Origin of the sequence: Pseudomonas sp. R5-89-07, assembly GCF_003851685.1 — a bacterium.
In the GTDB taxonomy this organism is placed as follows: Bacteria; Pseudomonadota; Gammaproteobacteria; order Pseudomonadales; family Pseudomonadaceae; genus Aquipseudomonas.
Genome location: NZ_CP027727.1, coordinates 2101952 through 2123693 on the forward strand (window position 1 = coordinate 2101952; position 21742 = coordinate 2123693).

Below are 21742 nucleotides of genomic sequence, written 5' to 3' on the forward strand. Positions count from 1 at the left end.
TTTTCGAAGGGCCGAATTTTCCCTGAATTCGCTAAGCTTCAGAGCGTTCAGGTGCTTTTTTTCGGCCAGCATTTGGCACTCAACGGAGAAAGCTTTTAATCAGCAAGTTATCGACGGTGGGTAACAACGGATGGCTGACGTTTTTGTTTCGTCAAATTTCAAATTAATGATTCCACAGGTGCCTGCCAACTTGCAGGTACTTGCTTTCAAAGGCAGTGAATGCCTGGATCAACCGTATTTCATTCAAGTGCAATTAGTCAGCGAAAACCCTGACCTTAATCTGGAAGCGTTGCTTCATCAGCCTGCCTTCCTCTATTTGGGCGAAACGAATCAAGGCCTGCACGGGTTGGTTTACGCTATCGGCCGTGATACGCCGGGTACTCGGCTCACCCGTTATCACCTTACCCTCGCGCCCCGTTTGGCCTGCCTTGCCTACCGTCGCGACCAGCGGATTTTTCAGCAGCGCAGTGTGCCGCAGATCATCGCCAGCGTTCTTGAACAACACGGCATCCTGGCAGATGCCTACGCCTTCGAGTTGGGTCCGGTGATTTATCCGCCTCGGCTCTTCTGCGTGCAGTACGCAGAAACCGATCTGCACTTCGTTCAGCGACTGTGCGAGGAAGAGGGAATCCATTACCACTTCCGTCATAGCGCCGATTCACATCTGCTGGTATTTGGTGATGATCAGACAGTGTTTCAGCGCCTGCCGATGCAGCGCTATTGTTCGACAGCCGATCCTATGGGCGCAACGAAGGGGGTCAGCCGCTTCGATGTTCGCCTGCAAACTCGCAGCCGGCGAACGGTGCGCCGTGACCATGACTTCGAACACCCGTCGCTGCGGTTGCAGCAAGCTGCCGGCTGCGCAGCGGGCCCAGCCCTTGACGATTACCGTTACCCTGCCGGATTCTCCGGCCATGCACGGGGGGCGCAACTGGCGCGTCGCAGCCTGGAACGACACCAGTGCGACCGGCATTGTGCGTCAGGCAACAGCGACCAGCCTTTGTTGCGTAGTGGCCATTTTCTTGAACTGCAAGACCATCCGGATCCGCTCTGCAACGACCTGTGGTTGATCACCTCGGTGCGGCACGAAGGCTATCAGCCACAGGTGCTGGAAGAAGCGATAGCCGCTACGGACACCTTCGTCGGGTATCGCAACCGTTTCACCGCGACCCCCTGGCGTGCGGTGCATCGGCCTGCTCTCAAACATCCCAAGCCAACCATCAATGGGAGCCAAACGGCGACTGTTACAGGGCCTGCGGGCGAGGAGGTGCACTGCGATGCCTATGGCCGAGTGAAGGTGCGGTTTCATTGGGATCGCCTGGACAAGACGGATGACAACAGCAGCTGTTGGGTGAGGGTTGCATCCGGTTGGGCCGGTGCCGGATTTGGCGCCCTGATGATCCCACGGGTGGGCATGGAGGTGCTGGTGACCTTCCTGGAGGGCGACCCGGACCAGCCATTGATCAACGGTTGTTTGCCCAATGCACTGCACCTGCCGGCCTATTCCCTGCCGCAGCACAAGACCCGCAGCGTACTGCGCAGTTGCAGCGTTCCGGGCGGCACGGGCAGCAACGAGTTGCATCTTGAAGACCGCCGTGGCGAAGAGCTGATCTACCTGCGTGCTCAGCGTGACCTGGAGCAGCATGTGGGGCACGACAGCCGTTTGGAAGTGTTGGGCGAGCGCAGTGAAATCATTCGAGGCTTGAGCACGGTTCGCCTCGAGAGCGGTGAACAGCGCCACCTCACGGGCGACCGCAAGGTTTTGCTGGAGGCGAGCGATCACCTGGCCGTGCACGGCGACAGCCACACCCAGGTAACTCAGGTCATGGTCATCGAAGCCGGCCAGCAGATTCACCTGAAGGCGGGGGCCAGCCTTGTCGTCGATGCCGGTGCGCAGTTGAGTTTCAAGGCCGGCGGCGAGCATTTGCAGATTCAGGCCGGCGGGATTTTCAGCAGCCGGCCAATCACTGTTGGCGGTGCGCCATCCGCTGCAAGGTCGGCCAGTGCTGCGTCGGTTACGGGGACGCCTGGGGTGTCGGCTGTACAGGGCCTCGTCATGGATGTGGCCCGCCTACTGGACGCGGATTATTGCCCCATATGCGAGCGTTGTCGCGAGGGCCAATGCGACATCACCGGGAGGGCCGCATGATGCAAGCGCTGCCTTATCAATGGATGGCGCAACAGCAACAGGCAGGGCGTCGCTTGTGCCTGATACTCGAAGCCAGCAACGAGCAATGCCAGGCGCTTATGGCAGTTCGCGATCTCTCGCAGTATTGCCCGCTCTATGGCGAAACAGCGGTAGCGGAACTGGCGAGCAGGGGCCCCGTGATCCTGTTATTGGACCAGATGGGGGAGCCTGCGCTGGCCAATCTTCTGCAGGACCCGGAGGCAAACCGGGGCTGGCTGGGCAGTTTGCCCAGCGATGATCTGGTCGCTGTGACCCGACATTGGCGTGAGCGACTGCTGGTCGGGCCGGAAGGCAAAAAGGCCCTGTACCGTTTCCACGACAACCGCACCCTGGCCCGTGCCCTGGCGTATCTGCCGGCAGAGCAATGGCCCGTCTACCTGGGCCCGCTGACCAGCGTGTGCTACTGGCATGAGGACCGGTGGTGCAGCCAGGACAATTCCGCGCCGGGTGAATATCCGGTCCCTGACCCCGCGCCCTGGCTGGAGGCGCCCAACCCTCAGGCCGGGGCCATTCTCCAGGCCAATATCCTGCGCTATCTGTTGGCTGAGCACAGTGAAGACCTGGTTGCTCTGGTGGAGTTTCACGACCCCAGGACCTGGCTGGCCCAAGTACTCGAGCAGGCCCGTGACTGGCAATGGCGTTCGCCTGAGCAGCTTGAATTTTTGGTGGTGCGCCGGTTGGAGGAGGCAACTCGGGGCAGTGTCATTCGGTGGCAGCCGTTGGAGGGGGAGGCACCGGGACAGCATTTTGAGCGTGTGCTGGAGCAGTGGTGCAAGGAGGGGCTCGGGGATGAGTAGGTGGATGAGAGGTGCATTGCTGGCTGCTGGAGTGGCGTGGCTTTCGGGGTGTGCGGGGAGGGCGTCGGACAGCTTTACGCTGGAGGTGGATTTGCCGGCGGGGTTTGACGTGTTAGGGGACGCTTCGTATGCACCTGCATCAGGCGAAGTTTGCAAACTGCCTAGAAGAAATGGCAGGCGACCTGAGCTCAAAATATTCAAGGCTATCAGAAAGCCCATCGCCAACAGGGTCAGTTTTGAGGTGCCATTGACGGAGCAAGTTAATGGCTGCCCTTTGGTATTGCGCAGCCTTGTTTTCGCAATTAATGCCAGTTGGGGGCAGCGTTGGTCGGATATCGGAAGGGACTATGCCCTCATCTATTTTCACGATAGATGGGAGCCTGGAATGCCTTTGATGCCTGAGACTGGGGTCCAGGAACTCCCTGGACGATGCCAGTGGTTATTTCGTACCGCTGGCCCCGAGCATGCCATTCTTAAATTCCTTTGGTGCAAATCACTGGATGCTGCTGGCGAACTTAAGACGGCACGGCCTGGGGGGCATGTGCACCGTGATGCATTGCCGGGGAAAACGTTGAGGTTGGTGTTGGGATTTACCGAGGAGGAAGAGCCGGCTGTGGCTGATAACTGGGTAAAGGTCCTGGGTGGCTGGAAGCGCTGTAAGGGCGAAAGCGCGGAGGATCTGTACGCGTTTTGCCGGGGGAATGTCCCCGACTTCAAGGCTTTCAAAATGCCGGATGGACGCTTATGCAGCATTTACCCGTCATGTAATTAATAGGGAGAAACTCCGTGAAACAGGATGCATGGAAGCAACAGTTTTTTAACGACAGGATGCCCGCATGCCCATCGCGCGGGGATTGGTTGTCCTTTCGTCTGGTCGATGAGACGGGCAGTGGTAAGGCCTACGGTGGGCTGCCATACACTCTCGAGGACAGTGCGGGGCAGCAATACAGAGGGCGGTTGGATGGAGACGGTTTTGCCAGACATCCGGATGTGTATCGAGGGCCGGTAATTCTGCTGATGGATGAGCCTTATTCAGGAAACGAAATGCCTTATAAAAGGCTTATGAGTCGGCGTGACTACGCATTACCCATTACGGAGCTTCAGGTACGTGCAGAACAGACTTATTTTCTGAGCAGCGATGGCCAGCGTGTCGAAAATAACCCGGCACGGCAAAAGGCAGATCGTTTTTATCACGTGGAGGTCAGTGATCTGGTTCGGTACAAAGCCCACTTACCTCCAAAGTCGCCCGAGGTTTTTGGGCCTCCGCGAAATGCGCTCAACATTATGGCGGATCTAGGGTTTGGCCCTCCTGAGAACTTAGTCAAAGGGGTGATGCTTTTTCCCAACCAATTTACGACTTTGGAGGTACGTCCTCTACGAGCGTTACGGCCAATCATTTCCCCTGATGATCAGTTTTGTGCGCTTAACCTCTATCAGCTGGCGCTTATGGCTACGTTGAGTTACTGCGAATTTGGCCAGGATCCTCCAACGGGAGATGGGGATACGGTCAGTTTTCCGCTGAACCCAAGTATAGGAAACGTGTTTGTAGAGCAGTTGTCGCGTTACCAGGAGGCTTGGAAGTTCGACTCAGATCAAGTTCAGCGGTTTTATCCATTGTATGAAGACGTCGCCTACTCCCGTCGCTTTGAGATTTTGCCCTTTGATCCTCTTTTGTATGAGCGCAATCAACCGCCTGGTGAGCATCCGGAGCGTATACATTTTTTTAACGACGTTGAATCCGGCACTGACACTCAAGCTTTCATTTGTCATCACGATGAAGTTGTCCTTATAGCTGTCCGTGGTACGGCCAGTGGCGCAGATGCTTTGCGCGACGCAGATGCTCATCAAGTCCCTTTTGTCGAAGGTGCCGGTAAAGCTCATCGAGGTTTTTACCAAGGGTTTCAGGCTATGTATCACTTTGTTCTGGATTACCTTTCGCGATACTACATTGATCAACGCGTGGTCATCTGCGGTCACAGCCTTGGCGGCGCGATTGCTTTACTACTCGCCGAAGCACTGCGCCGCATCCCGGACGCCAACTACAACATCCTCCTCTACACCTACGGTGCCCCCCGCGCCGCCGATTCCGAATTCACCGCAGGCGCCTGCGCCCTGGTCCACCATCGAATCGTCAACCACAATGATCCCGTCCCCAGTGTCCCTGCGCCGTGGATGAACACCACTGCCAAACTGTGGGTGCCGGGCGCCGTCACCTTATTCAGCGCCCCCGCCGCTGGCGGCTTGTTGTTCGCCGCTGGCCTGGTACGCGTCGGTGGGAATGCTTATCAGCACCATGGTGAGCAACAGCATTTCATGCCCATTGAACTTGCCGATGGCACGCGTTCTTCGGTGTTGTGGAAACCCGGCTGTGAGTCGATCCAGGAGGTGGGGTGTAATCGAGCGTTGCAGCTGCACGGCGATATGCCCGAGCGCGACAACCTGTTGAGGCAACTATTCCAGGCCAAGCAGCACTTCATGACCACCAGCTATATTCCCGCTGCCTGGGCGACATTGCGGCGCTGGCAGCAAACCCTGGATAGCCAGGGCCCGCTGGTGAGCACGAGGGAGTTCGAGCTGCTGGATCGCGCGCTCGAAGACATGCGCGAGCAGTTAAGGGCCAAACGCCGCCAGCTTGCCCGCTCGCGCCCGGCCAATGACCGTAGCCATGAGCACAACGATGCCTTGAACGTCGAGATCGACCGATTGCATACCAGTCGCGAGCGCTTGGCCAGCCTGCGCTGGCGCCGCCTCGACACGGTAGCCACGCTCACGGCGCCAACCTGCGGCAGGGCCTCAAGCGCTGGTTCACCCACCGGGAAAACCGAGCCATGTCCCAGGTTGCCAGTATCCCGCCAGCCATCCACAGCGACCTGGGAAAAGCGCACGTCCTTGACATCGACTCGATCGTCTAGCTCAGCGCGTTACACAAACTCCACCTGTGCCGGCTGGCGCTTCATCAGCACCTTACCGTTGCGGATCGAATACAACGGCAGGCCCTGACTGCGAATCACCTCGTAGTCACTGTCTGCCGAGAGCACCAGCAGATTGGCCGGTCGGCCGGCTACCAGGCCGTAGCGGTCGCCGAGCGCCATCGCCTGGGCGCTGTTGTCGGTGACCAGGTCCAGGGCGCTCTGCAGGTTGCGGTAGCCGAGCATATGGCAGATGTGCAAACCGGCTTCCAGTACCCGCAGGATGTTGCCGTTGCCCAAGGGGTACCAGGGGTCGACGATGGAGTCCTGGCCGAAACACACGTTCATGCCGGCTTCTAGCAGTTCGTTGACGCGTGTGACACCTCGGCGTTTCGGAAAACTGTCAAAGCGGCCTTGCAGGTGGATACTTTCAGTGGGGCAGGAGACAAAGCTGATGCCGGAGTGGCCCAGCAGGCGAAACAGTTTGGCGCAGTAGGCGTTGTCGTAGGAGCCCATGGCCGTGGTGTGGCTGGCGGTGACACGGGCGCCCATGTCGCGGCTGCGGGCTTCCTCGGCCAGCACTTCGAGAAAGCGTGAGTGCGGGTCGTCAGTTTCGTCGCAATGCACGTCCACCAGACAGCCGGTGCGTTCGGCCAGATCCATGAGGAATTTCACCGAGCTTACCCCTTGGTCACGGGTGTACTCGAAGTGCGGGATGCCGCCGATCACGTCGGCGCCCAGGCGAATGGCTTCTTCCATCAGTTCACGGCCATTGCGGAAAGACTCGATGCCCTCCTGGGGAAAGGCAACGATTTGCAGGTCGATCAGGTGCGAGCTTTCTTCACGCACTTGCAGCATGGCTTTAAGTGCGGTGAGGTCCGGGTCGGTCACGTCGACGTGGGTGCGCACATGCTGGATACCGTGGGCAGCAAGGGCCTGGATGGTCTTCTTGGCGCGGGCCTTGGTGTCTTCCTGGGTGATGGTGGCTTTGCGTTCCCCCCAGCATTCGATGCCTTCGAACAGGGTGCCGCTCATGTTCCAACGGGGTTCGCCGGCGGTGAGGGTGGCGTCCAGGTGAATGTGCGGTTCGACGAAGGGCGGGATCACCAGGTTGCCGGCGGCATCCAGGTCTCCAGCCGCTAACGGTGGTACGGCTGTTTGCGCAGTGATGCTGGCGATCCGGCCATGTTCCAGGTGCAGATCATGCAGGCCTTCACGGTTGCGCAGGCGGGCATTGATGATGTGCATGGGCAAGTTCCTCTTGGCTAAATTCAATCGGGCGGCCTTCAGGTTACCACCGCCCGTGGTCAGGCTCATGCCTGGGCGTCAGCCAACGGTTGGCGCACGCGCAGCAAGGCGCTGAGCAGGATGTAGGTGAGCGACGCGGCAGCAATCCCCACCAGCGGTGCAACCCATGGCGAGTTGAACGCCAGCAGCGTGCCCACTGCATACGCCGTCAGCCCGGGCCAGTTGAATGCGGGCAGGCGGGCGTCCGCCAGACGTGGGTACTGGCCGCGATAACGGTAGAAGAAGTCCGCCATGATCACCCCGCCAATCGGCGGAATCACCGTGCCCAGCAGAATCAGGTACGGCACGAGCATGTCGTACATGCCCAGCAAGGCGAGTAGGGTGCCGATCACCGCGCCCGCAAGCGTCACGGTTTTGCGCCGCCGGGTGCGCAGCAAGTTGCAACCGGCGACGGCGAAGTTGTAGATGGTGTTGTCCTGGGTGCTCCAGATATTGAGCAGCAACATGGCCATCGCCGCCATGGCGAAACCTTGCAGCAGCAAGACTTCCACCACATCCGGTTGCTGATAGACGATGGCGCCATAGGCGCCGATCAACACCATCAGGCCGTTGCCGATAAAAAAGCCGATCAGACTGGCCAGTACCGCGACCCTGGCCGAGCGGGAAAACCGCGTCCAGTTGGTGGCCTGGGTCGCGCCGCTGACAAAGGTGCCGAACACCAGGGTGATTGCCGTGGACAAATCCAGCTCGGCGCTCGGCACCACTGCCATCAGACCATCCAGCCCGCCAATCTTCACGGTAGCGACCCACATCGACAGCAACAGCAGAATGCCCATGGCGGGCACCGCGATGTAAGACAGGATTTCCAGCCCGCGATACCCCACGTACGCCGTGGCACAGAACACCAGGCCAAACACCACCATCAAGGCCAGCACGCTGCCCTGGCTCAATTCGAAGTACTTGCCCAGCACCACGGCGGCAGTGGCGGTGCCCCAGGCATACCAGCCGATCTGGGTGAAGCCGAGGATCAGGTCACTGAGCTTGCTGCCGATTTCACCAAAGCAGAAACGCCCCATCAACACCGAGTTCAAACCGCTCTTGAAGGCGATGTAACCCAGGCCAGCGGCGTAGCTACCCAACAACAGGTTACCCAGGGCCACAACGCCGAGCATGCCGGTAAAACTGAAGGCCACCCCCAGCTTGCCGCCGGCAAACATGGTTGCCGTAAAAAACGTGAACCCCAGCAGCACCATGGCCGTGGAGGCCAGGCCCTTGCGCGCATGCAGAGGGACTTCGCTGAGGGGGTAATCGTTGCCGGATTCTTGCTGGGTCATGTGCCTTGCTCCCTGAATAATGACGCTGGCCTGTTGCACCGTACGTGCCAAACCGGGGGCAGTGGTGCAAGCACCCATGGCGCTCGATCTTTATAGCAGCAGGGTTGTTTCCGGGGGGGCAATCAAGCGCGAAAGCAGTGCAACCGTGACACAAATTGGATCGGCTTGGGCCAGGCGTAAAAAAACCACCCGCAGGTGGTTTTTTCAACAACGCATCGCTACTCGCCGCGATAGATACACCCGCTGGTGCACGTCTCGTGGATGCGAATCGCACTGAGCTCCGGCAGCAGTGGCTTCAATTCGGTCCAGATCCACTTGGCCAGCACTTCGCTGGTAGGGTTTTCCAGGCCGGGGATGTCATTGAGGTAATTGTGGTCGAGACGCTCGTAGAGCGGCTTGAAAATCGCCTTGATTTCCGAGAAGTCGCGAATCCAGCCGGTATGGGGGTCCAGGTCGCCGCTCAAGTGGATCGCCACCTTGAACGAATGCCCGTGCAGACGCCCGCATTTATGGCCGTCCGGGACGTGGGGCAGGCGGTGGGCGGATTCGAACGTAAACTCTTTGAAGATTTCCACGGTATTTTCAGCTCGGTCAGGTATCTGGCAGGCGGCGAGTTTAACAGCTTGACCCGTCGCCGCGCATACCGCTGGGTCAAAGGGCTTGCAAACGCTCGCCCAGCCCACCGTTGTCCGCCAACTGCAGAAACTCGTCCCCCAACCGCCGGCTCTCGCTCATTGCCGTCTGCCAGTATTTGTGGCGACTGGCGTCATCGCCCATGAAACGCTTGAAGTCGCTACGGTCCGGCAATTTGCCGTAAGGCAGGCGGGCCAGATAGTCCTTTGACGGTGCCAGCAGCAAGACGTCCTGCAAACCCTGTTGGTTGCTGCGCCGCCACGGCAGGCCTTTGTCGAACCAGCCGGGGATGACCCGGTCGGTAAAGTGCGGGTACAGCACGATATCCTCGCCGCGGTAGGGCAGGTCGAGGTGGTAGTCCAACAGGCCGCCGTCGCGGTAGGTGCCGGCACCTGCGCCGGGCAGGTCGCGCACGCCTTGCATCACCATGGGAATCGAGCCGGACGCCAGCAGTGCCTGGCGCAGGTTGCCCAGTTCCAGTTCAAGGAAGCGCGACGGGAAATCCTGCAAGGGGTGCACCGGGGGCGCCTGGCGGGGATCGTGGACGATCAGGCGTTCGAAATGCCGCGACAGCCGTGCGCGGCCGCGCAGGTTATCGGCGATCACCGAGGACAGGCCCAGGCCCAGCCGGCCTCGGTGGTCGTCGGCGAGCAGGCCATGGCTCTTCACCACCATGATGTTCAGGCGGTAGTCGGGGTTGCTCAGCACCTGTGCATCGCGGCCGGCCAGCAGGTCGTCGAGCATGCGTTGGCAACTGCGGCTGACTTCGGCCATGGTCACGCCTTTGGCGAAACGCTGTTCGTTATACAGGCGACCGAGGTCGAGCAGGCCCTGTACCGGGTCGGGCAGGCAAGCGCTGGCAAACCGCCAGGAACCAATGGACGCACCGATCAGTGCCCGCTCCCGAGGCGCACGCGCCAGCCAGTCGCCGAACAGCGCCAGGTCCAGGCCCTGGATACCCAGTGCCTTGGGACCGCCGGCCGCACCCGGAAGAATGCCAACGTCAGAAGAGGTAAGGCCTTGCTCGCGAATGCGTGCAAAGGCGCGTTTACCGGCCTTGAGCGTCAGGGCAGGGAACTTGATGTGGATAGCTGTCATACCGGTCTCTGTCAGAGCGATTGAAATAGCGAGCTCGCGAAAAACGTCAACGATAGCGCGTAAGCCTTTATAAGCACTGCGCCTGTTGGTGCAAGCAGGAAATTGCCATGGTGGCAATTCAGCTTCAGTTAAGTTGGCGCGCGTACCGTAGCCCGTCGTAGGAAAAACATCCTGAAACGGAGACTTATCATGAAGTGCCTCACGGCGCTGGTCGCCGCCGGTATCATTGCGTCCTCGGCCACGCAGGCCTGGGCAATGGACCCCGACAAACCGCTGAAATTGCCTGGCACTGTTACTATTCTCGCGTTCGATCAGCTTGAAGCCACCGCCCTTGCGTTGCACCCCGGTTCGACCCTGCTGGGCACCGACCTGGACGAGGAGTACGGCAAATACATCTACCAGGTCGAGCTGGAAGATGCCCATGGCCTCGAGTGGGATGTTGAATTGGACGCGCTCACCGGGCACGTTCTCAAGAATCATCAGGACACGTAATGACGGTATATCGACGCGCCGCTAGTGTGGTGCTGCTGGCGCTCCTGGCCTTTTGCACAAGCCTGGCCGCTCGCGACCTCAATCAGGATGAAGCCCTGGCACTGCGTCAGCAGGGGGTGATCCTGCCGCTGGAGCACCTGTTGCATACGGCGATGTCGCGCTATCCAGGGGCCCGGCTGCTGGAGGCGGAGCTGGAGAAAAAGCACGGCCAATACGCCTATGAAGTGGAACTGGTGACCACCGAAGGCGTGGTGCGCGAAATCAAGCTCGACGCAACCACCGGTACATTGATCAAAGATAAGGAAGACTGATGCGCCTGCTTCTGGTGGAAGACAACGTGCCGCTGGCCGATGAGCTGCTGGCGGGCCTGCAGCGCCAAGGCTATGCCGTCGATTGGCTGGCCGATGGGCGCGACGCGGCGTACCAGGGCCGCAGCGAACCCTATGACCTGATTATCCTCGACCTTGGCCTACCGGGCTTGCCGGGGCTCGAGGTACTCGCGCAATGGCGCGCGGCAGCCCTGGCCACGCCGGTGCTGGTGCTCACGGCGCGGGATTCCTGGGCAGAACGCATCGAAGGGCTCAAGGCCGGCGCCGATGACTACCTGAGCAAGCCTTTCCATCCCGAAGAATTGCACCTGCGCATTCAGGCGCTGTTACGACGGTCCCACGGGCACGCCAACCAACCGACCCTGCAAGCTGCCGGTCTGCACCTGGATGAAGGCCGCCAGTGCGTGCTGCGCGACGGTGACGAGATCCAGCTGACGGCCGCCGAGTTCCGCCTGTTGCGTTATTTCATGCTGCACCCCGAACAGATTTTGTCGAAAAGCCATCTGGCCGAGCATCTCTATGACGGCGAGACCGAGCGCGACTCCAATGTGCTGGAGGTCCACGTCAACCACCTGCGCCGCAAGCTGGGGCGCAGTGTGATCGAAACCCGGCGCGGCCAGGGTTATCGATTCGGCGCCAGCCCTGCATGAAGTCGATCCAGCGGCGCCTGAGCCTGGGGTTGATCAGCGTGATGGTGGTCGTCGGCGTAGTGCTGGCACAAACCAGCCTGTGGCTGTTCGAGGCCGGGTTGCAGCGCTATCTGGAGGCCGGCCTGCGCAACGACAGCGAAAGCCTGTTGTCGGCCCTGGTGCGTGGGCCCAACGGTGTACAGTTGGATGAGCATCGCCTGTCACCCGCCTATCAGCGCCCATTCTCGGGGCACTATTTCCGCATTGATTTTGCCGACACGCACTGGCGTTCCCGCTCATTGTGGGACCAGGAACTGCCAACGCTCCCCGAGGCCGGGCTCAAGGGTAACCTGCAATTGGGGCCTGAAGGCCAAAAGCTGTTGGTATTACGCTCGGACTACAAGCGCTTTGGCCAGCCAATTTCCATCAGCGTGGCGCAGGACTACACGCCGGTGCGGGAAAGCTTTCGCCTGATGCGCCAGATCGGCCTGGTACTGGGGCTGGCGGCATTGCTGGTGGTGTTGGTACTGCAACGCATCACCGTGCGCCGCGCCTTGCGCCCGCTGGAAACCGCGCGCAACCAGATCGCCCAGTTGCAACAGGGCCAGCGTTCGCAACTGGACACCCAGGTGCCGCTGGAGCTGGAGCCATTGGTGGCGCAGATCAACCATTTGCTGGCGCACACCGAAGACAGCCTCAAACGCTCGCGCAATGCCCTGGGCAACCTGGGGCACGCGCTGAAAACCCCATTGGCGGTGATGTTGAGTGCAGCGTCGAGCGAGGCCCTCAGGGATCAGCCGCAGTTGAGCCAGTTGTTGCGCGATCAGCTTGAGCAGGTGCAGCAGCGTCTCAACCGCGAGCTCAATCGCGCGCGCCTGGCGGGCGAAACCCTGCCGGGTGCGCTGTTCGACTGTGAAAAAGAACTGCCGGGGCTGTTGGCTACCTTGAACATGATCCATGGCGAACATCTGGACCTGAGCTACCACGTCGCCGCCGGCCTGCAACTGCCGTGGGACCGTGAAGATTTGCTGGAGTTACTCGGCAACTTGCTGGACAACGCCTGCAAATGGGCGGATGCCGAAGTTCGATTGAGTGTGAGCGATACACCGCACGGTTATCTGCTGGCGGTTGAAGACGACGGCCCCGGTATTCCAGAAGCCCAGCGCGATCAGGTATTCAGCCGTGGCGCACGCCTGGATGAACAGATCGACGGCCATGGCCTGGGGCTGGGCATCGTGCGCGATATTGTCGAAGTGTGGGGCGGGGTGTTGCAGTTGCAGGAAAGTGAGCTGGGTGGGCTCAAGGCGCTGATCGAGCTGCCACACCGGCACGTCTGACCTACAGCCGTTCACTCAAGAAACACCAGAACCGAGAACTAACCTGTGGCGAGGGAGCTTGCTCCCGCTGGGCCGCGAAGCGGCCCCAAACAATTGGACTGCTGCGCAGTCCAGCGGGAGCAAGCTCCCTCGCCACAGGTACGGTGTTAGCCTTGACTGACTGGCATTAGGGCAGCCCGCTCCTAAAGGCAAGACGGTTCCTACACCCGAAACTGATCCATCAACCCCTGCTGCTGATTCGCCAGGCTGTTCAACGCCCGGCTCACCCGCGCCGATTCATTGGCCTGTTCCGACAGCGACTCGGTCACATCCCGAATCGTCGCCACGTTGTTGTTGATCTCCTCGGCCACTGCGCTTTGCTCTTCGGCGGCGCTGGCGATTTGCAGGTTCATGTCGCTGATCACGGTGACGGCGTCACCGATCTGGCGTAGCGCGGTGACCGCCTGGCCGACCTGCTCGACACTGCCCTGAGCCTGGCGATAGCTGTTGCCCATGGCACCGACCACTTCTGCGGTGCCGCTTTGCAAGTGTTCGATCACCACGCGCGTTTCTTCCACCGACTCCTGGGTGCGCCGTGCCAGGTTGCGCACTTCGTCGGCCACCACGGCAAAGCCACGGCCAGCCTCACCGGCGCGGGCAGCCTCGATGGCGGCATTGAGCGCCAGCAGGTTGGTCTGCTCGGCGATGCCGCGAATCACTTCGAGCACCGAGCCGATCTTCTCGCTGTTGCTGGCCAGGCCTTCAACCTGTGCCATGGCGGTGCTCATGTCCGCCGCCAGCAGGCCGATGTTGCTGGTGGTCTGGCCGATCACGGTCAGGCCATCGCAGGTGGACTGGTCGGCATCGCGGGCGGCTTGCGCGGCTTGGGCTGCGCTACGGGCCACGTCCTGAGCGGTGGCGCTCATTTCGTGAGAGGCCGTGGCCACTTGGTCGACCTGGCGATACTGTTGCTCCATGCCGGCGCTGGTTTCGCTGGCAATCGCGGCGGATTGGTCGGCCGTGCCACGGGCGTCCTGCACCGAGCGTTTGACCTCGGCAATGATCGGTTGCAGCTTGTCGAGAAAGCGGTTGAACCAGCCCGCCAGTTGGCCCAGCTCGTCCTGTTTGGCGTAGGCCAGGCGGCGGGTCAGGTCGCCTTCGCCGCTGGCGATGTCTTCAAGCATATGCGCTACGCCAAGGATAGGCCGGGTCACGCTGCGTGCCATCAGCCACACCAGTATCAAACCGACCACGGCAGCCAGCAGGCCCAGGCCGAGTTCCAGCAGGGTGCCCCTGGTGTTGTCGGCATCCAGCTGGGCTTTGAGCGCCTCGGCTGGCGCCACCAAAACTTTTTTCGGTACGTCCAGCAGCACGCCCCACGGCTTGCCGCCCGGAATCGGTGCAAAAGGCGCCAGCACTTTGAGTTGCTGGTCGCTGCGCAGGCTGCGGGTCTGTGTGCTGCCCGCCAGGGCACTGATCAGTTGTGCGCCGCTGGCCGTGTCGACCTGGTCCAGGCGTTGGCTGAGCTTGCTGGCGTCCGGGCTGTAGCCGGCGAGCAAGCCGGTGGGGCTGAGGATGCTGACCTGGGTCTGGCCGTCGTACAGCTTGTGGCTTGCCTGTTGGCTCACGGCCTGCAAGCTGTTGAGGTTGATGTCAACCGACAGCGAGGCAATGACTTTGCCGTTGACCACCAGCGGGAAGACGATGCTGGTCATCAGCACATTCTGCCCGTCGATCACATAAAAGTAGGGCTCGATCACGCAGGGCTTGAGGGTGGTGCGTGGGCAGGTGAACCAGGCGTTGGCTTTTTCGCCGCTGGGGCCGACGGAGGTGTCGGCCATGTCGCTTTCGGGCAGCGCCATGGAGGTGATTTTCCCCGGCGTTGGCTGCGACCAGTACAGGGCGAAGCGGCCTGTGTCGTTACTGCCCAGTTCGGCCTGATTGGCGAACAACTCATCCTTGCCGTCCAGCGCATTGGCTTCGAATACCAGGGACAAACCGAGCAGGTCGGGGTTGGCCTGCAGCGCGGCCTTGACCTGACGGGTCAGGTCTTCGCGGGTATCGAAGGCGTCCAGGAAGCGTTTTTCCGCCTGCTCGCGCAAGAACAGCACCTGACGGGAAAACCCGTGGCCGTACTGGTAGGCATCCATGAACTGCTGGCGAATGCCCAGCGCCTGCACTTCACCCTGGGCCTCGATGCGCGCCTGGGCGGCTTCATCCAGCATCTGCATGCTGGACGCCTTGACCTGCTCGGAGCTTTGCGCCATCCGATACAGCGACAGACCGACCAGCAGGGTCACGATACCCAGCAGGCACAGGCCCGCGAGCAGGGTGATTTTCCATTGAATGGAGAGCTGCCTGAGCGACATCGGGACATCCTTACCTGACTACACATGGAACATCGCTATCGGCTGCGCTGAGTTTTTCTTTATTCAAACATTCAATTTAACGCTCAAAACGGCGTCGCTTTTTGACATGGCCGCTGCGCTGCTGCAAAGTGCGCGCCCTCTAATAAGACTCTTCAAGCCCACACCTGCAGCGCCTTCAATGGCCGCTGCGGCGCGGGTATGCCTGTCTTTTATGTTTTTGTCCTGAGGTAACCATGATTAACGCTGTTATCGCCGCGGTCGGCACCATGCTGGTGCTCAGCCTGTCCCGCGTGCATGTGGTCATCGCCATCATCGTCGGCGCCCTGGTGGGCGGCTTGACCGGTGGCCTGGGTATCGACGCCACGCTCAAAGCGTTCAACAGTGGCTTGGGCGGTGGTGCGACGGTGGCGCTGTCCTACGCCTTGCTCGGCGCTTTCGCGGTGGCGATTGCCAAGTCCGGCCTGGCCCATGCCCTGGCGGACAAAGCGCTGTTGCTGGTCGATCGCCAGGAAGCCAGCGGCGGCAACCACGTCAAGTGGCTGCTGATCGGCCTGCTGTGGGCGGTAGCAATTGCTTCGCAGAACATCCTGCCGATCCACATTGCGTTCATCCCGTTGTTAGTGCCGCCGCTGTTATATGTGTTGACCAAGCTGCAACTGGACCGTCGCCTGATCGCGTGTGTCATGACGTTTGGCTTGATCACGCCTTACATGTTCCTGCCGGTGGGCTTCGGCAATATCTTCCTCAACCAGATCCTGCTGGCCAACGTGGCCAAGAGCGGCGTGGACATCAGCCAGGTCAACGTGACCCACGCCATGAGCCTGCCCGCGCTGGGCATGGTGGTTGGCCTGCTGGTGGCGGTGTTTGTCAGCTATCGCAAAAAACGCGTGTACGACCTGGCGAAAATCGAGCGTGTCGAACAGGTGGCGGTGCAGTACAACCCGTTGACCCTGCTGGTGGCCGGCCTGGCGATTGCCTCGGCGTTCATTATTCAGCTGTGGCTGGACTCGATGATCATCGGTGCGCTGGCCGGTTTCCTGATTTTCTCGGTGTCGGGCATCGTGCGCTGGCGCGACACCGATGACCTGTTCACCGAAGGCATGAAGATGATGGCGATGATCGGCTTCATCATGATCGCCTCGTCGGGCTTTGCCGAAGTGCTCAAGGCCACCGGCGATGTGCGCTCGCTGGTGGAAGCGTCGGCGGCGTTCATCGGCCATAGCCGTGGGGTGGGGGCGCTGTTGATGCTGCTGGTGGGGCTGCTGGTGACCATGGGCATTGGTTCGTCGTTTTCCACGGTGCCGATCCTGGCCGCGATCTTTGTGCCGTTGTGCGTGCAACTGGGTTTCAGCCCGGTGGCGATCGTGTGCATCGTCGGCACCGCCGGTGCCTTGGGCGACGCGGGTTCGCCGGCGTCGGACTCCACCCTCGGCCCGACCTCGGGGCTGAATATCGACGGCCAGCACCACCACATCTGGGACACTGTGGTGCCGACGTTCCTGCACTACAACCTGCCGCTGCTGGCGTTTGGCTGGTTGGCGGCGATGACGCTCTGAGGCGTCCATTGTGGCGAGGGAGCTTGCTCCCGCTGGGCTGCGCAGCGGCCCCAAAAAAGCTGGCGGACGCTGCGCACCCGAGCGGGAGCAAGCTCCCTCGCCACAAGCTCGCTCCTACAGAAAATTGACGTTTGGCCGTTAACCTCTCAAGTCGCCACTAACAAGAGAGAAAAGCCATGCGTCTGAGCCTCAAGGCCAAAGTCCTGACCCTTGCCGTCGTGCCGGTGTTGCTGTTTGCCCTGGTTATCAGCCTGACCACCGTGTGGATTCTTCAGGATCAGGCGCGCAACGAAGTGGATGAAACTCGCCAGCGCCTGCTCAACAACGCGAAGGCCACGCTGCAAAGTTATGTCGAAGTGGCCATGACCACCATCAAGCCGCTCTACGACGCAGCCGCCCCCGGTGACACGGCGGTGCGGGCGCAGGTGGTCAAGCTGCTGTCCAACACCAGCTACGGCAAGGACGGTTACTTCTTCGGCTATGACTCTGAAACCATTCGCCTATTCAAAGGCAACAGCCCGGACGGCGTGGGCAAGAGCTTCAAGGACAACCGTGACCCCAATGGCGTCTACGTCAACCGCGACCTGGTCAAGGTCGGCAAGGACGGCACCCACTACCTGCAATACAGCTCGACCCAGCCCGGCCAGACCGAACTGGTGCCCAAGCTCGGCTACACCGAATACCTGCCCAAGTGGGACATGGTCATTGGTACCTCGGTCAACCTCGATGGCATCGAAGCCCAGGTCGCGGTGGTCGAGGCCAAGGTAGAAAAACGTATGGAAGGCGTGCTGTTGAGCATTCTGGGGGTGGCCGTCGTGGTACTGCTGGTGATTGCCGCTGTCGGCCTGCTGGTGGCCAATACGATCCTGCGCCCACTGAGCCTGATGAAGGCCAACCTGGACGATATCGCCGCCGGTGAAGGTGACCTGACTCGCCGCCTGGCCATTACCAGCCAGGATGAGCTGGGCGACCTGGCTGGCGCGTTTAACCGGTTTGTCGACAAGATCCACGGGCTGGTACGCCAGATCACTGAAATGACCGGGCAACTCACCGGCCTGGTGAGCCAGGTCTCCGAGCAGGCCCAGCGCTCGGAAACCGCCATGGAGCGCCAGCGTCACGAAACCGACCAGGTGGCCACCGCGATCAATCAGATGTCGTCCGCTGCGCACGAAGTGGCACGTAGCGCCCAGGGTGCCGCCGTTGCCGCCCAGCAGACCGACGCCGAGGGCCAGGCCGCCAAGCGCGTGGTGGACGGGAGCATCGCGCAGATCCATGCGCTGGTGAACGATATCCGTAGCAGCGGCGTGTCCCTCGACAGTTTGCAGCAGGACGTGTCGTCGATTGTCAGCGTGCTCGGCGTGATCCGCTCGATTGCCGAACAAACCAACCTGCTGGCGCTCAACGCCGCGATTGAAGCCGCGCGGGCAGGCGAGGCCGGGCGTGGGTTTGCCGTGGTCGCCGACGAAGTGCGCGCCCTGGCCAGCCGCACCCAGACCAGCACCCAGGAAATCCAGGGCATGATCGACCGCCTGCAAAAAGGCACCGAAGCCGCTGTGGACGCCATGCGCCGCTCCAGCGATGCCGGTGACGGTACGTCGGCCCAGGCCAACCAGGCGGGCGCGTCGCTGGACACCATGGCCCAGTTGATCGGCACCATCAACTCGATGAACGCGCAGATCGCCAGCGCCGCCGAAGAACAAACTGCCGTGGCTGAAGAGATCAACCGCAGCGTGCATCAGATTGCCGTGGCGGTGGACAGCGTGGCCGATGAAACCCAACTCGGCGCCCAGACATCCCGCAGCCTCGCGGACCTGGGCCAGCGCCTGGGGCAGTTGGTGGGCCAGTTCAGGATCTGAACTGCTTCACGCATTGTGGTGATGAAACCCACTGTGAGAGGGGGCTTGCCCTAATGCCAGTCAGTTAAGGCTTTTTGTAGGAGCGAGCTTGCTCGCGAAGAACTCAGAGCCACCGCGTTTATCCAGAATGAACGCGTTGCTTGGAAGTTTTTCGCGAGCAAGCTCGCTCCTACAATGGACCACTTCGCTTAACTGACTATGCCCATCAGAGGGTCTACACGTCGCGCATTAGCAGGCCAAAGCTCAGGTCCATCTCTGCCGGAAGGGGCAGATACACCGTGTGCCCATCCCCAGGCGCTACCTCGATGGCGTCGCCCTTGGCGTTATGCAACGTGGCCAGGTCAAAGTGAAAATTGCCCGCTGGCGTCATCAATTCCAGATGATTGCCCAGCGCAAAACGGTTCTTCACCTTGACCTCGGCCAGCTCGCCTCGGCGTTCGCCGGTCAATTCACCGACAAATTGCTGGCGTTCGCAGACGGAGCTGCCGTTCTGGTAGTTCTGGTATTCGTCGTGCACATGGCGGCGCAGGAACCCTTCGGTGTAGCCGCGTTGGGCCAGGGATTCGAGGTCGGTCATCAAGCGGCGGTCAAAGGCGCGACCGGCCATGGCATCATCGATCGCGCGGCGATACACCTGGGTGGTGCGCGCGCAATAGAAGTGCGATTTGGTGCGGCCTTCGATTTTCAGCGAGTGCACGCCCATGTGGGTCAGGCGCTCCACGTGCTGCACGGCGCGCAGGTCCTTGGCGTTCATGATGTAGGTGCCGTGTTCGTCTTCGAAGGCGGGCATTTGCTCTTCGGGACGGTTGGCTTCCTGCAACAGGAACACCTGGTCGGTCGGCGTGCCGATGCCCAGCGTCGGTTCGAATGCCTGGACGATGTCACCCGTGGCGTTTTCCACCGCCGGGGCGGCCTGGTATTTCCAGCGACACGCGTTGGTGCAGCTACCCTGGTTGGCATCGCGCTTGTTCATATAGCCCGACAGCAGGCAACGCCCGGAATAGGCCATGCACAGGGCGCCATGGACGAACACCTCCAGCTCCATGGCCGGCACGTGCTGGCGAATCTCGTCGATCTCTTCCAGGGACAACTCCCGTGACAGGATCACTCGGCAGATGCCTTGTTGTTGCCAGAACGCCACACTGGCCCAATTGACGGTGTTGGCTTGCACCGACAAGTGAACCGGCATCTGTGGAAAATGCTGGCGCACCAGCATGATCAGCCCTGGGTCAGACATGATCAGCGCATCCGGGCCCATGGCGACCACGGGGGCCAGGTCCTTGAGGAAGGTTTTCAGCTTGGCATTGTGCGGCGCGATGTTCACCACCACGTAGAAACGCTTGCCCTGTGCATGGGCTTCCTGGATACCGAGGGCCAGGTTGGCATGGTCGAATTCATTGTTGCGCACGCGCAGGCTATAGCGCGGCTGGCCGGCGTATACCGCATCGGCGCCATAGGCAAAGGCGTAGCGCATGTTCTTCAACGTGCCGGCGGGCGCAAGCAGTTCGGGGGCGATCAGTGGGAGCATGGAGGTGTGGGCCGCAAAAAAAGCGCGAGGGTAGTGCAGGCCAAGGACTGGCGCATTGATCCAGGTCTAGGTAAGCCGATCTATGCTTGTTCGATAAACCAGGGCACTCCCAGGTGTCGCTGCGGACTAAGCAACAGGGCCGACATAGGCCTTGTGCTTTTTGACATGGATCGGACATGAATCAAACCAACCTGCAATTCAAGACCCTGTTGTTACTGCTGGCGCTGGTCACCGTCGCCTTTATCTGGATATTGCTGCCGTTCTACGGCGCGGTGTTCTGGGCGGTGATCCTCGGCATCATCTTCGCGCCCATGCAACGCCGCCTGCAGCAGCGCTTTGGCTGGAACCGTAACCTGACCTCCCTGACCACCTTGACGGTGTGCCTGGTGATCGCGATTTTGCCAGTGATCATTACCAGCGCTTTACTGGTGCAAGAGGGCGCCACCCTTTACAAGAACATCGAAAGCGGCAAGTTGGATGTGGCCGGTTATATCGAGCAGTTCAAGCATTTCCTGCCGCCGTATTTTCAACACCTGCTGGACCGCTTTGGCATGGGCAACCTGGAAGGGCTGCGGGAAAAAGTGGTGAAAGGCGCGATGCAAGGCAGCCAGTTCTTCGCCAGCCAGGCATTCAGCTTCGGCCAGGGCACGTTCGATTTCCTGGTGAGCTTTTTTATCATGCTGTACCTGCTGTTTTTCCTACTGCGCGACGGCCCGGAACTGGTACGCAAGGTGCGCACGGCGGTGCCATTGGCCGAGCCGCAAAAGCGTCGCCTGCAGCTCAAGTTCAACCGGGTGGTGCGGGCCACGGTCAAGGGCAACGTGCTGGTGGCGGTCACCCAAGGTGCGCTGGGAGGCTTGATCTTCTGGTTCCTGGATATTCCCAGTGCGTTGCTCTGGGCGGTACTGATGGCGTTTCTGTCCCTGCTGCCTGCGGTGGGCGCCGGGATTGTATGGGGGCCGGTGGCCGCCTATTTCCTGTTGAGCGGTTCGATCTGGCAGGGCGTCGTTCTGGCGCTGTTCGGCGTCTTCGTGATCGGCCTGGTGGACAACGTGCTGCGCCCGATTCTAGTGGGCAAGGACACCAAAATGCCGGACTACCTGATCCTGATCTCCACCCTCGGCGGGCTGTCCGTGTTTGGCCTGAACGGCTTCGTGATCGGGCCGCTGGTCGCGGCGCTGTTCATGTCCTGCTGGGCGTTGTTCGTCGAAACCAAACCGCGGGTCAAGCTGCCGTTGCCCTAGGCTTCAAGCCAGCAGTCGGCTGCCAGCTGGCGTTGCATCTGGGCATCGGATAACGAGGTGAGCGGGCCGCTGATAGGCTCGCCATCGCGCACCACGTACCAGCAGGCGAGCAAGCCCAGCTTGCGAAGAGGGGCGGGAACGGCGCTGCCGATGACGGACATGATCTGAACAGTGGGCATAAATACCTCCAAACGTTATGGAGGCCACCTTACGGTG

Annotated in this window: 17 protein-coding genes and 3 pseudogenes; 12 read left to right on the forward strand and 8 right to left on the reverse strand. The window is 60.8% G+C overall.

Going from position 1 to position 21742, the window contains the following annotated elements; genetic code table 11:
• Positions 1 to 130: 130 nt before the first annotated feature.
• The 4 genes and pseudogenes from tssI (at position 131) to C4J94_RS09770 (ending at position 5897) form a co-directional block, all read left to right on the forward strand.
• Positions 131 to 2149, forward strand: a complete 2019-nt coding sequence (gene tssI, locus C4J94_RS09755) for a type VI secretion system tip protein TssI/VgrG (RefSeq protein WP_124385954.1) — start codon at positions 131 to 133, stop codon at positions 2147 to 2149.
• Entirely contained in the window at positions 2149 to 2985 is an 837-nt protein-coding gene (locus C4J94_RS09760) for a DUF4123 domain-containing protein (protein WP_124388948.1), read from the forward strand. Before tssI ends, C4J94_RS09760 begins: the two co-directional genes overlap by 1 nt.
• Complete coding sequence (locus C4J94_RS27810; RefSeq protein WP_124385955.1) at positions 2978 to 3757, forward strand: hypothetical protein; 780 nt, start codon at positions 2978 to 2980, stop codon at positions 3755 to 3757. Before C4J94_RS09760 ends, C4J94_RS27810 begins: the two co-directional genes overlap by 8 nt.
• 14 nt (positions 3758 to 3771) lie before the next feature.
• Positions 3772 to 5897, forward strand: a pseudogene (locus tag C4J94_RS09770) (lipase family protein).
• A gap of 9 nt (positions 5898 to 5906) precedes the next feature.
• On the opposite strand, the gene codA reads toward C4J94_RS09770, so the two are convergent.
• The 4 genes from codA to C4J94_RS09790 all read right to left on the reverse strand — a co-directional run bounded on the left by codA (position 5907) and on the right by C4J94_RS09790 (position 10207).
• A complete protein-coding gene (gene codA / locus C4J94_RS09775; protein ID WP_124385956.1) occupies positions 5907 to 7142 on the reverse strand; it encodes a cytosine deaminase in 1236 nt (411 codons plus the stop codon).
• Positions 7143 to 7207: 65 nt separating this feature from the next.
• Entirely contained in the window at positions 7208 to 8476 is a 1269-nt protein-coding gene (gene codB / locus C4J94_RS09780) for a cytosine permease (protein WP_124385957.1), read from the reverse strand.
• 218 nt (positions 8477 to 8694) lie between these two features.
• Complete coding sequence (queD, locus tag C4J94_RS09785) at positions 8695 to 9051, reverse strand: 6-carboxytetrahydropterin synthase QueD (protein WP_017736453.1); 357 nt, start codon at positions 9049 to 9051, stop codon at positions 8695 to 8697.
• Positions 9052 to 9127: 76 nt separating this feature from the next.
• Entirely contained in the window at positions 9128 to 10207 is a 1080-nt protein-coding gene (locus tag C4J94_RS09790; protein WP_124385958.1) for a patatin-like phospholipase family protein, read from the reverse strand.
• Positions 10208 to 10396: 189 nt separating this feature from the next.
• Between C4J94_RS09790 and C4J94_RS09795 the strand changes: the two genes are divergently transcribed.
• Genes C4J94_RS09795 through C4J94_RS09810 form a run of 4 tightly spaced genes read left to right on the forward strand, consistent with a single transcriptional unit; the run spans position 10397 to position 12994 of the window.
• Positions 10397 to 10699 carry a PepSY domain-containing protein gene (locus tag C4J94_RS09795; protein WP_124385959.1) on the forward strand — a complete coding sequence of 101 codons (303 nt, stop codon included), beginning with the start codon at positions 10397 to 10399 and terminating at the stop codon, positions 10697 to 10699.
• Positions 10699 to 11010 (forward strand): PepSY domain-containing protein, encoded by a 312-nt coding sequence (locus C4J94_RS09800; protein WP_124385960.1) that lies wholly within the window; start codon positions 10699 to 10701, stop codon positions 11008 to 11010. Before C4J94_RS09795 ends, C4J94_RS09800 begins: the two co-directional genes overlap by 1 nt.
• Positions 11010 to 11678 (forward strand): response regulator transcription factor, encoded by a 669-nt coding sequence (locus tag C4J94_RS09805; RefSeq protein WP_124370264.1) that lies wholly within the window; start codon positions 11010 to 11012, stop codon positions 11676 to 11678. The genes C4J94_RS09800 and C4J94_RS09805 overlap by 1 nt, the downstream gene beginning before the upstream one ends.
• Complete coding sequence (locus C4J94_RS09810; RefSeq protein ID WP_124385961.1) at positions 11675 to 12994, forward strand: sensor histidine kinase; 1320 nt, start codon at positions 11675 to 11677, stop codon at positions 12992 to 12994. Before C4J94_RS09805 ends, C4J94_RS09810 begins: the two co-directional genes overlap by 4 nt.
• Before the next feature lie 200 nt (positions 12995 to 13194).
• Here the strand turns inward: C4J94_RS09810 and C4J94_RS28110 are convergent, their stop codons facing one another.
• Positions 13195 to 13950 carry a methyl-accepting chemotaxis protein gene (locus C4J94_RS28110; RefSeq protein ID WP_372240895.1) on the reverse strand — a complete coding sequence of 252 codons (756 nt, stop codon included), beginning with the start codon at positions 13948 to 13950 and terminating at the stop codon, positions 13195 to 13197.
• Between the two features lie 102 nt (positions 13951 to 14052).
• Positions 14053 to 15342, reverse strand: a pseudogene (locus C4J94_RS28115) (HAMP domain-containing protein); the annotation flags it as partial.
• 236 nt (positions 15343 to 15578) lie between these two features.
• On the opposite strand from C4J94_RS28115, the gene C4J94_RS09820 reads away from it, so the two are divergent.
• The 3 genes and pseudogenes from C4J94_RS09820 (at position 15579) to C4J94_RS28125 (ending at position 18754) form a co-directional block, all read left to right on the forward strand.
• Positions 15579 to 16898, forward strand: a complete 1320-nt coding sequence (locus C4J94_RS09820; protein ID WP_164485611.1) for a Na+/H+ antiporter family protein — start codon at positions 15579 to 15581, stop codon at positions 16896 to 16898.
• Positions 16899 to 17074: 176 nt separating this feature from the next.
• Positions 17075 to 17896 (forward strand): annotated as a pseudogene (locus C4J94_RS28120) (cache domain-containing protein); the annotation flags it as partial.
• Positions 17897 to 17998: 102 nt separating this feature from the next.
• Positions 17999 to 18754 carry a methyl-accepting chemotaxis protein gene (locus C4J94_RS28125; protein WP_370004746.1) on the forward strand — a complete coding sequence of 252 codons (756 nt, stop codon included), beginning with the start codon at positions 17999 to 18001 and terminating at the stop codon, positions 18752 to 18754.
• 214 nt (positions 18755 to 18968) lie between these two features.
• Here the strand turns inward: C4J94_RS28125 and yegQ are convergent, their stop codons facing one another.
• Positions 18969 to 20282, reverse strand: a complete 1314-nt coding sequence (yegQ, locus tag C4J94_RS09830) for a tRNA 5-hydroxyuridine modification protein YegQ (protein WP_124385965.1) — start codon at positions 20280 to 20282, stop codon at positions 18969 to 18971.
• Positions 20283 to 20458: 176 nt separating this feature from the next.
• Between yegQ and C4J94_RS09835 the strand changes: the two genes are divergently transcribed.
• Complete coding sequence (locus tag C4J94_RS09835; protein ID WP_124385966.1) at positions 20459 to 21526, forward strand: AI-2E family transporter; 1068 nt, start codon at positions 20459 to 20461, stop codon at positions 21524 to 21526.
• Here C4J94_RS09835 and C4J94_RS09840 read toward each other — a convergent pair.
• Complete coding sequence (locus tag C4J94_RS09840) at positions 21523 to 21705, reverse strand: hypothetical protein (RefSeq protein WP_124385967.1); 183 nt, start codon at positions 21703 to 21705, stop codon at positions 21523 to 21525. The genes C4J94_RS09835 and C4J94_RS09840 overlap by 4 nt on opposite strands.
• Between the last annotated feature and the right edge of the window lie 37 nt (positions 21706 to 21742).

What these genes read in the sequence shown, in the direction of transcription:
- C4J94_RS09800 (WP_124385960.1), top strand. Translation starts at nt 10,699, where the DNA reads ATGACGGTATATCGACGCGCCGCTAGTGTGGTGCTGCTGGCGCTCCTG.
- C4J94_RS09805 (WP_124370264.1), top strand. Translation starts at nt 11,010, where the DNA reads ATGCGCCTGCTTCTGGTGGAAGACAACGTGCCGCTGGCCGATGAGCTG.
- C4J94_RS27810 (WP_124385955.1), top strand. Translation starts at nt 2,978, where the DNA reads ATGAGTAGGTGGATGAGAGGTGCATTGCTGGCTGCTGGAGTGGCGTGG.
- codA (WP_124385956.1), bottom strand. Translation starts at nt 7,142, where the DNA reads ATGCACATCATCAATGCCCGCCTGCGCAACCGTGAAGGCCTGCATGAT.
- codB (WP_124385957.1), bottom strand. Translation starts at nt 8,476, where the DNA reads ATGACCCAGCAAGAATCCGGCAACGATTACCCCCTCAGCGAAGTCCCT.
- yegQ (WP_124385965.1), bottom strand. Translation starts at nt 20,282, where the DNA reads ATGCTCCCACTGATCGCCCCCGAACTGCTTGCGCCCGCCGGCACGTTG.
- tssI (WP_124385954.1), top strand. Translation starts at nt 131, where the DNA reads ATGGCTGACGTTTTTGTTTCGTCAAATTTCAAATTAATGATTCCACAG.
- C4J94_RS09790 (WP_124385958.1), bottom strand. Translation starts at nt 10,207, where the DNA reads ATGACAGCTATCCACATCAAGTTCCCTGCCCTGACGCTCAAGGCCGGT.
- C4J94_RS09810 (WP_124385961.1), top strand. Translation starts at nt 11,675, where the DNA reads ATGAAGTCGATCCAGCGGCGCCTGAGCCTGGGGTTGATCAGCGTGATG.
- C4J94_RS09760 (WP_124388948.1), top strand. Translation starts at nt 2,149, where the DNA reads ATGCAAGCGCTGCCTTATCAATGGATGGCGCAACAGCAACAGGCAGGG.
- C4J94_RS09835 (WP_124385966.1), top strand. Translation starts at nt 20,459, where the DNA reads ATGAATCAAACCAACCTGCAATTCAAGACCCTGTTGTTACTGCTGGCG.
- C4J94_RS28125 (WP_370004746.1), top strand. Translation starts at nt 17,999, where the DNA reads ATGGAGCGCCAGCGTCACGAAACCGACCAGGTGGCCACCGCGATCAAT.
- C4J94_RS28110 (WP_372240895.1), bottom strand. Translation starts at nt 13,950, where the DNA reads ATGGAGCAACAGTATCGCCAGGTCGACCAAGTGGCCACGGCCTCTCAC.
- C4J94_RS09795 (WP_124385959.1), top strand. Translation starts at nt 10,397, where the DNA reads ATGAAGTGCCTCACGGCGCTGGTCGCCGCCGGTATCATTGCGTCCTCG.
- C4J94_RS09840 (WP_124385967.1), bottom strand. Translation starts at nt 21,705, where the DNA reads ATGCCCACTGTTCAGATCATGTCCGTCATCGGCAGCGCCGTTCCCGCC.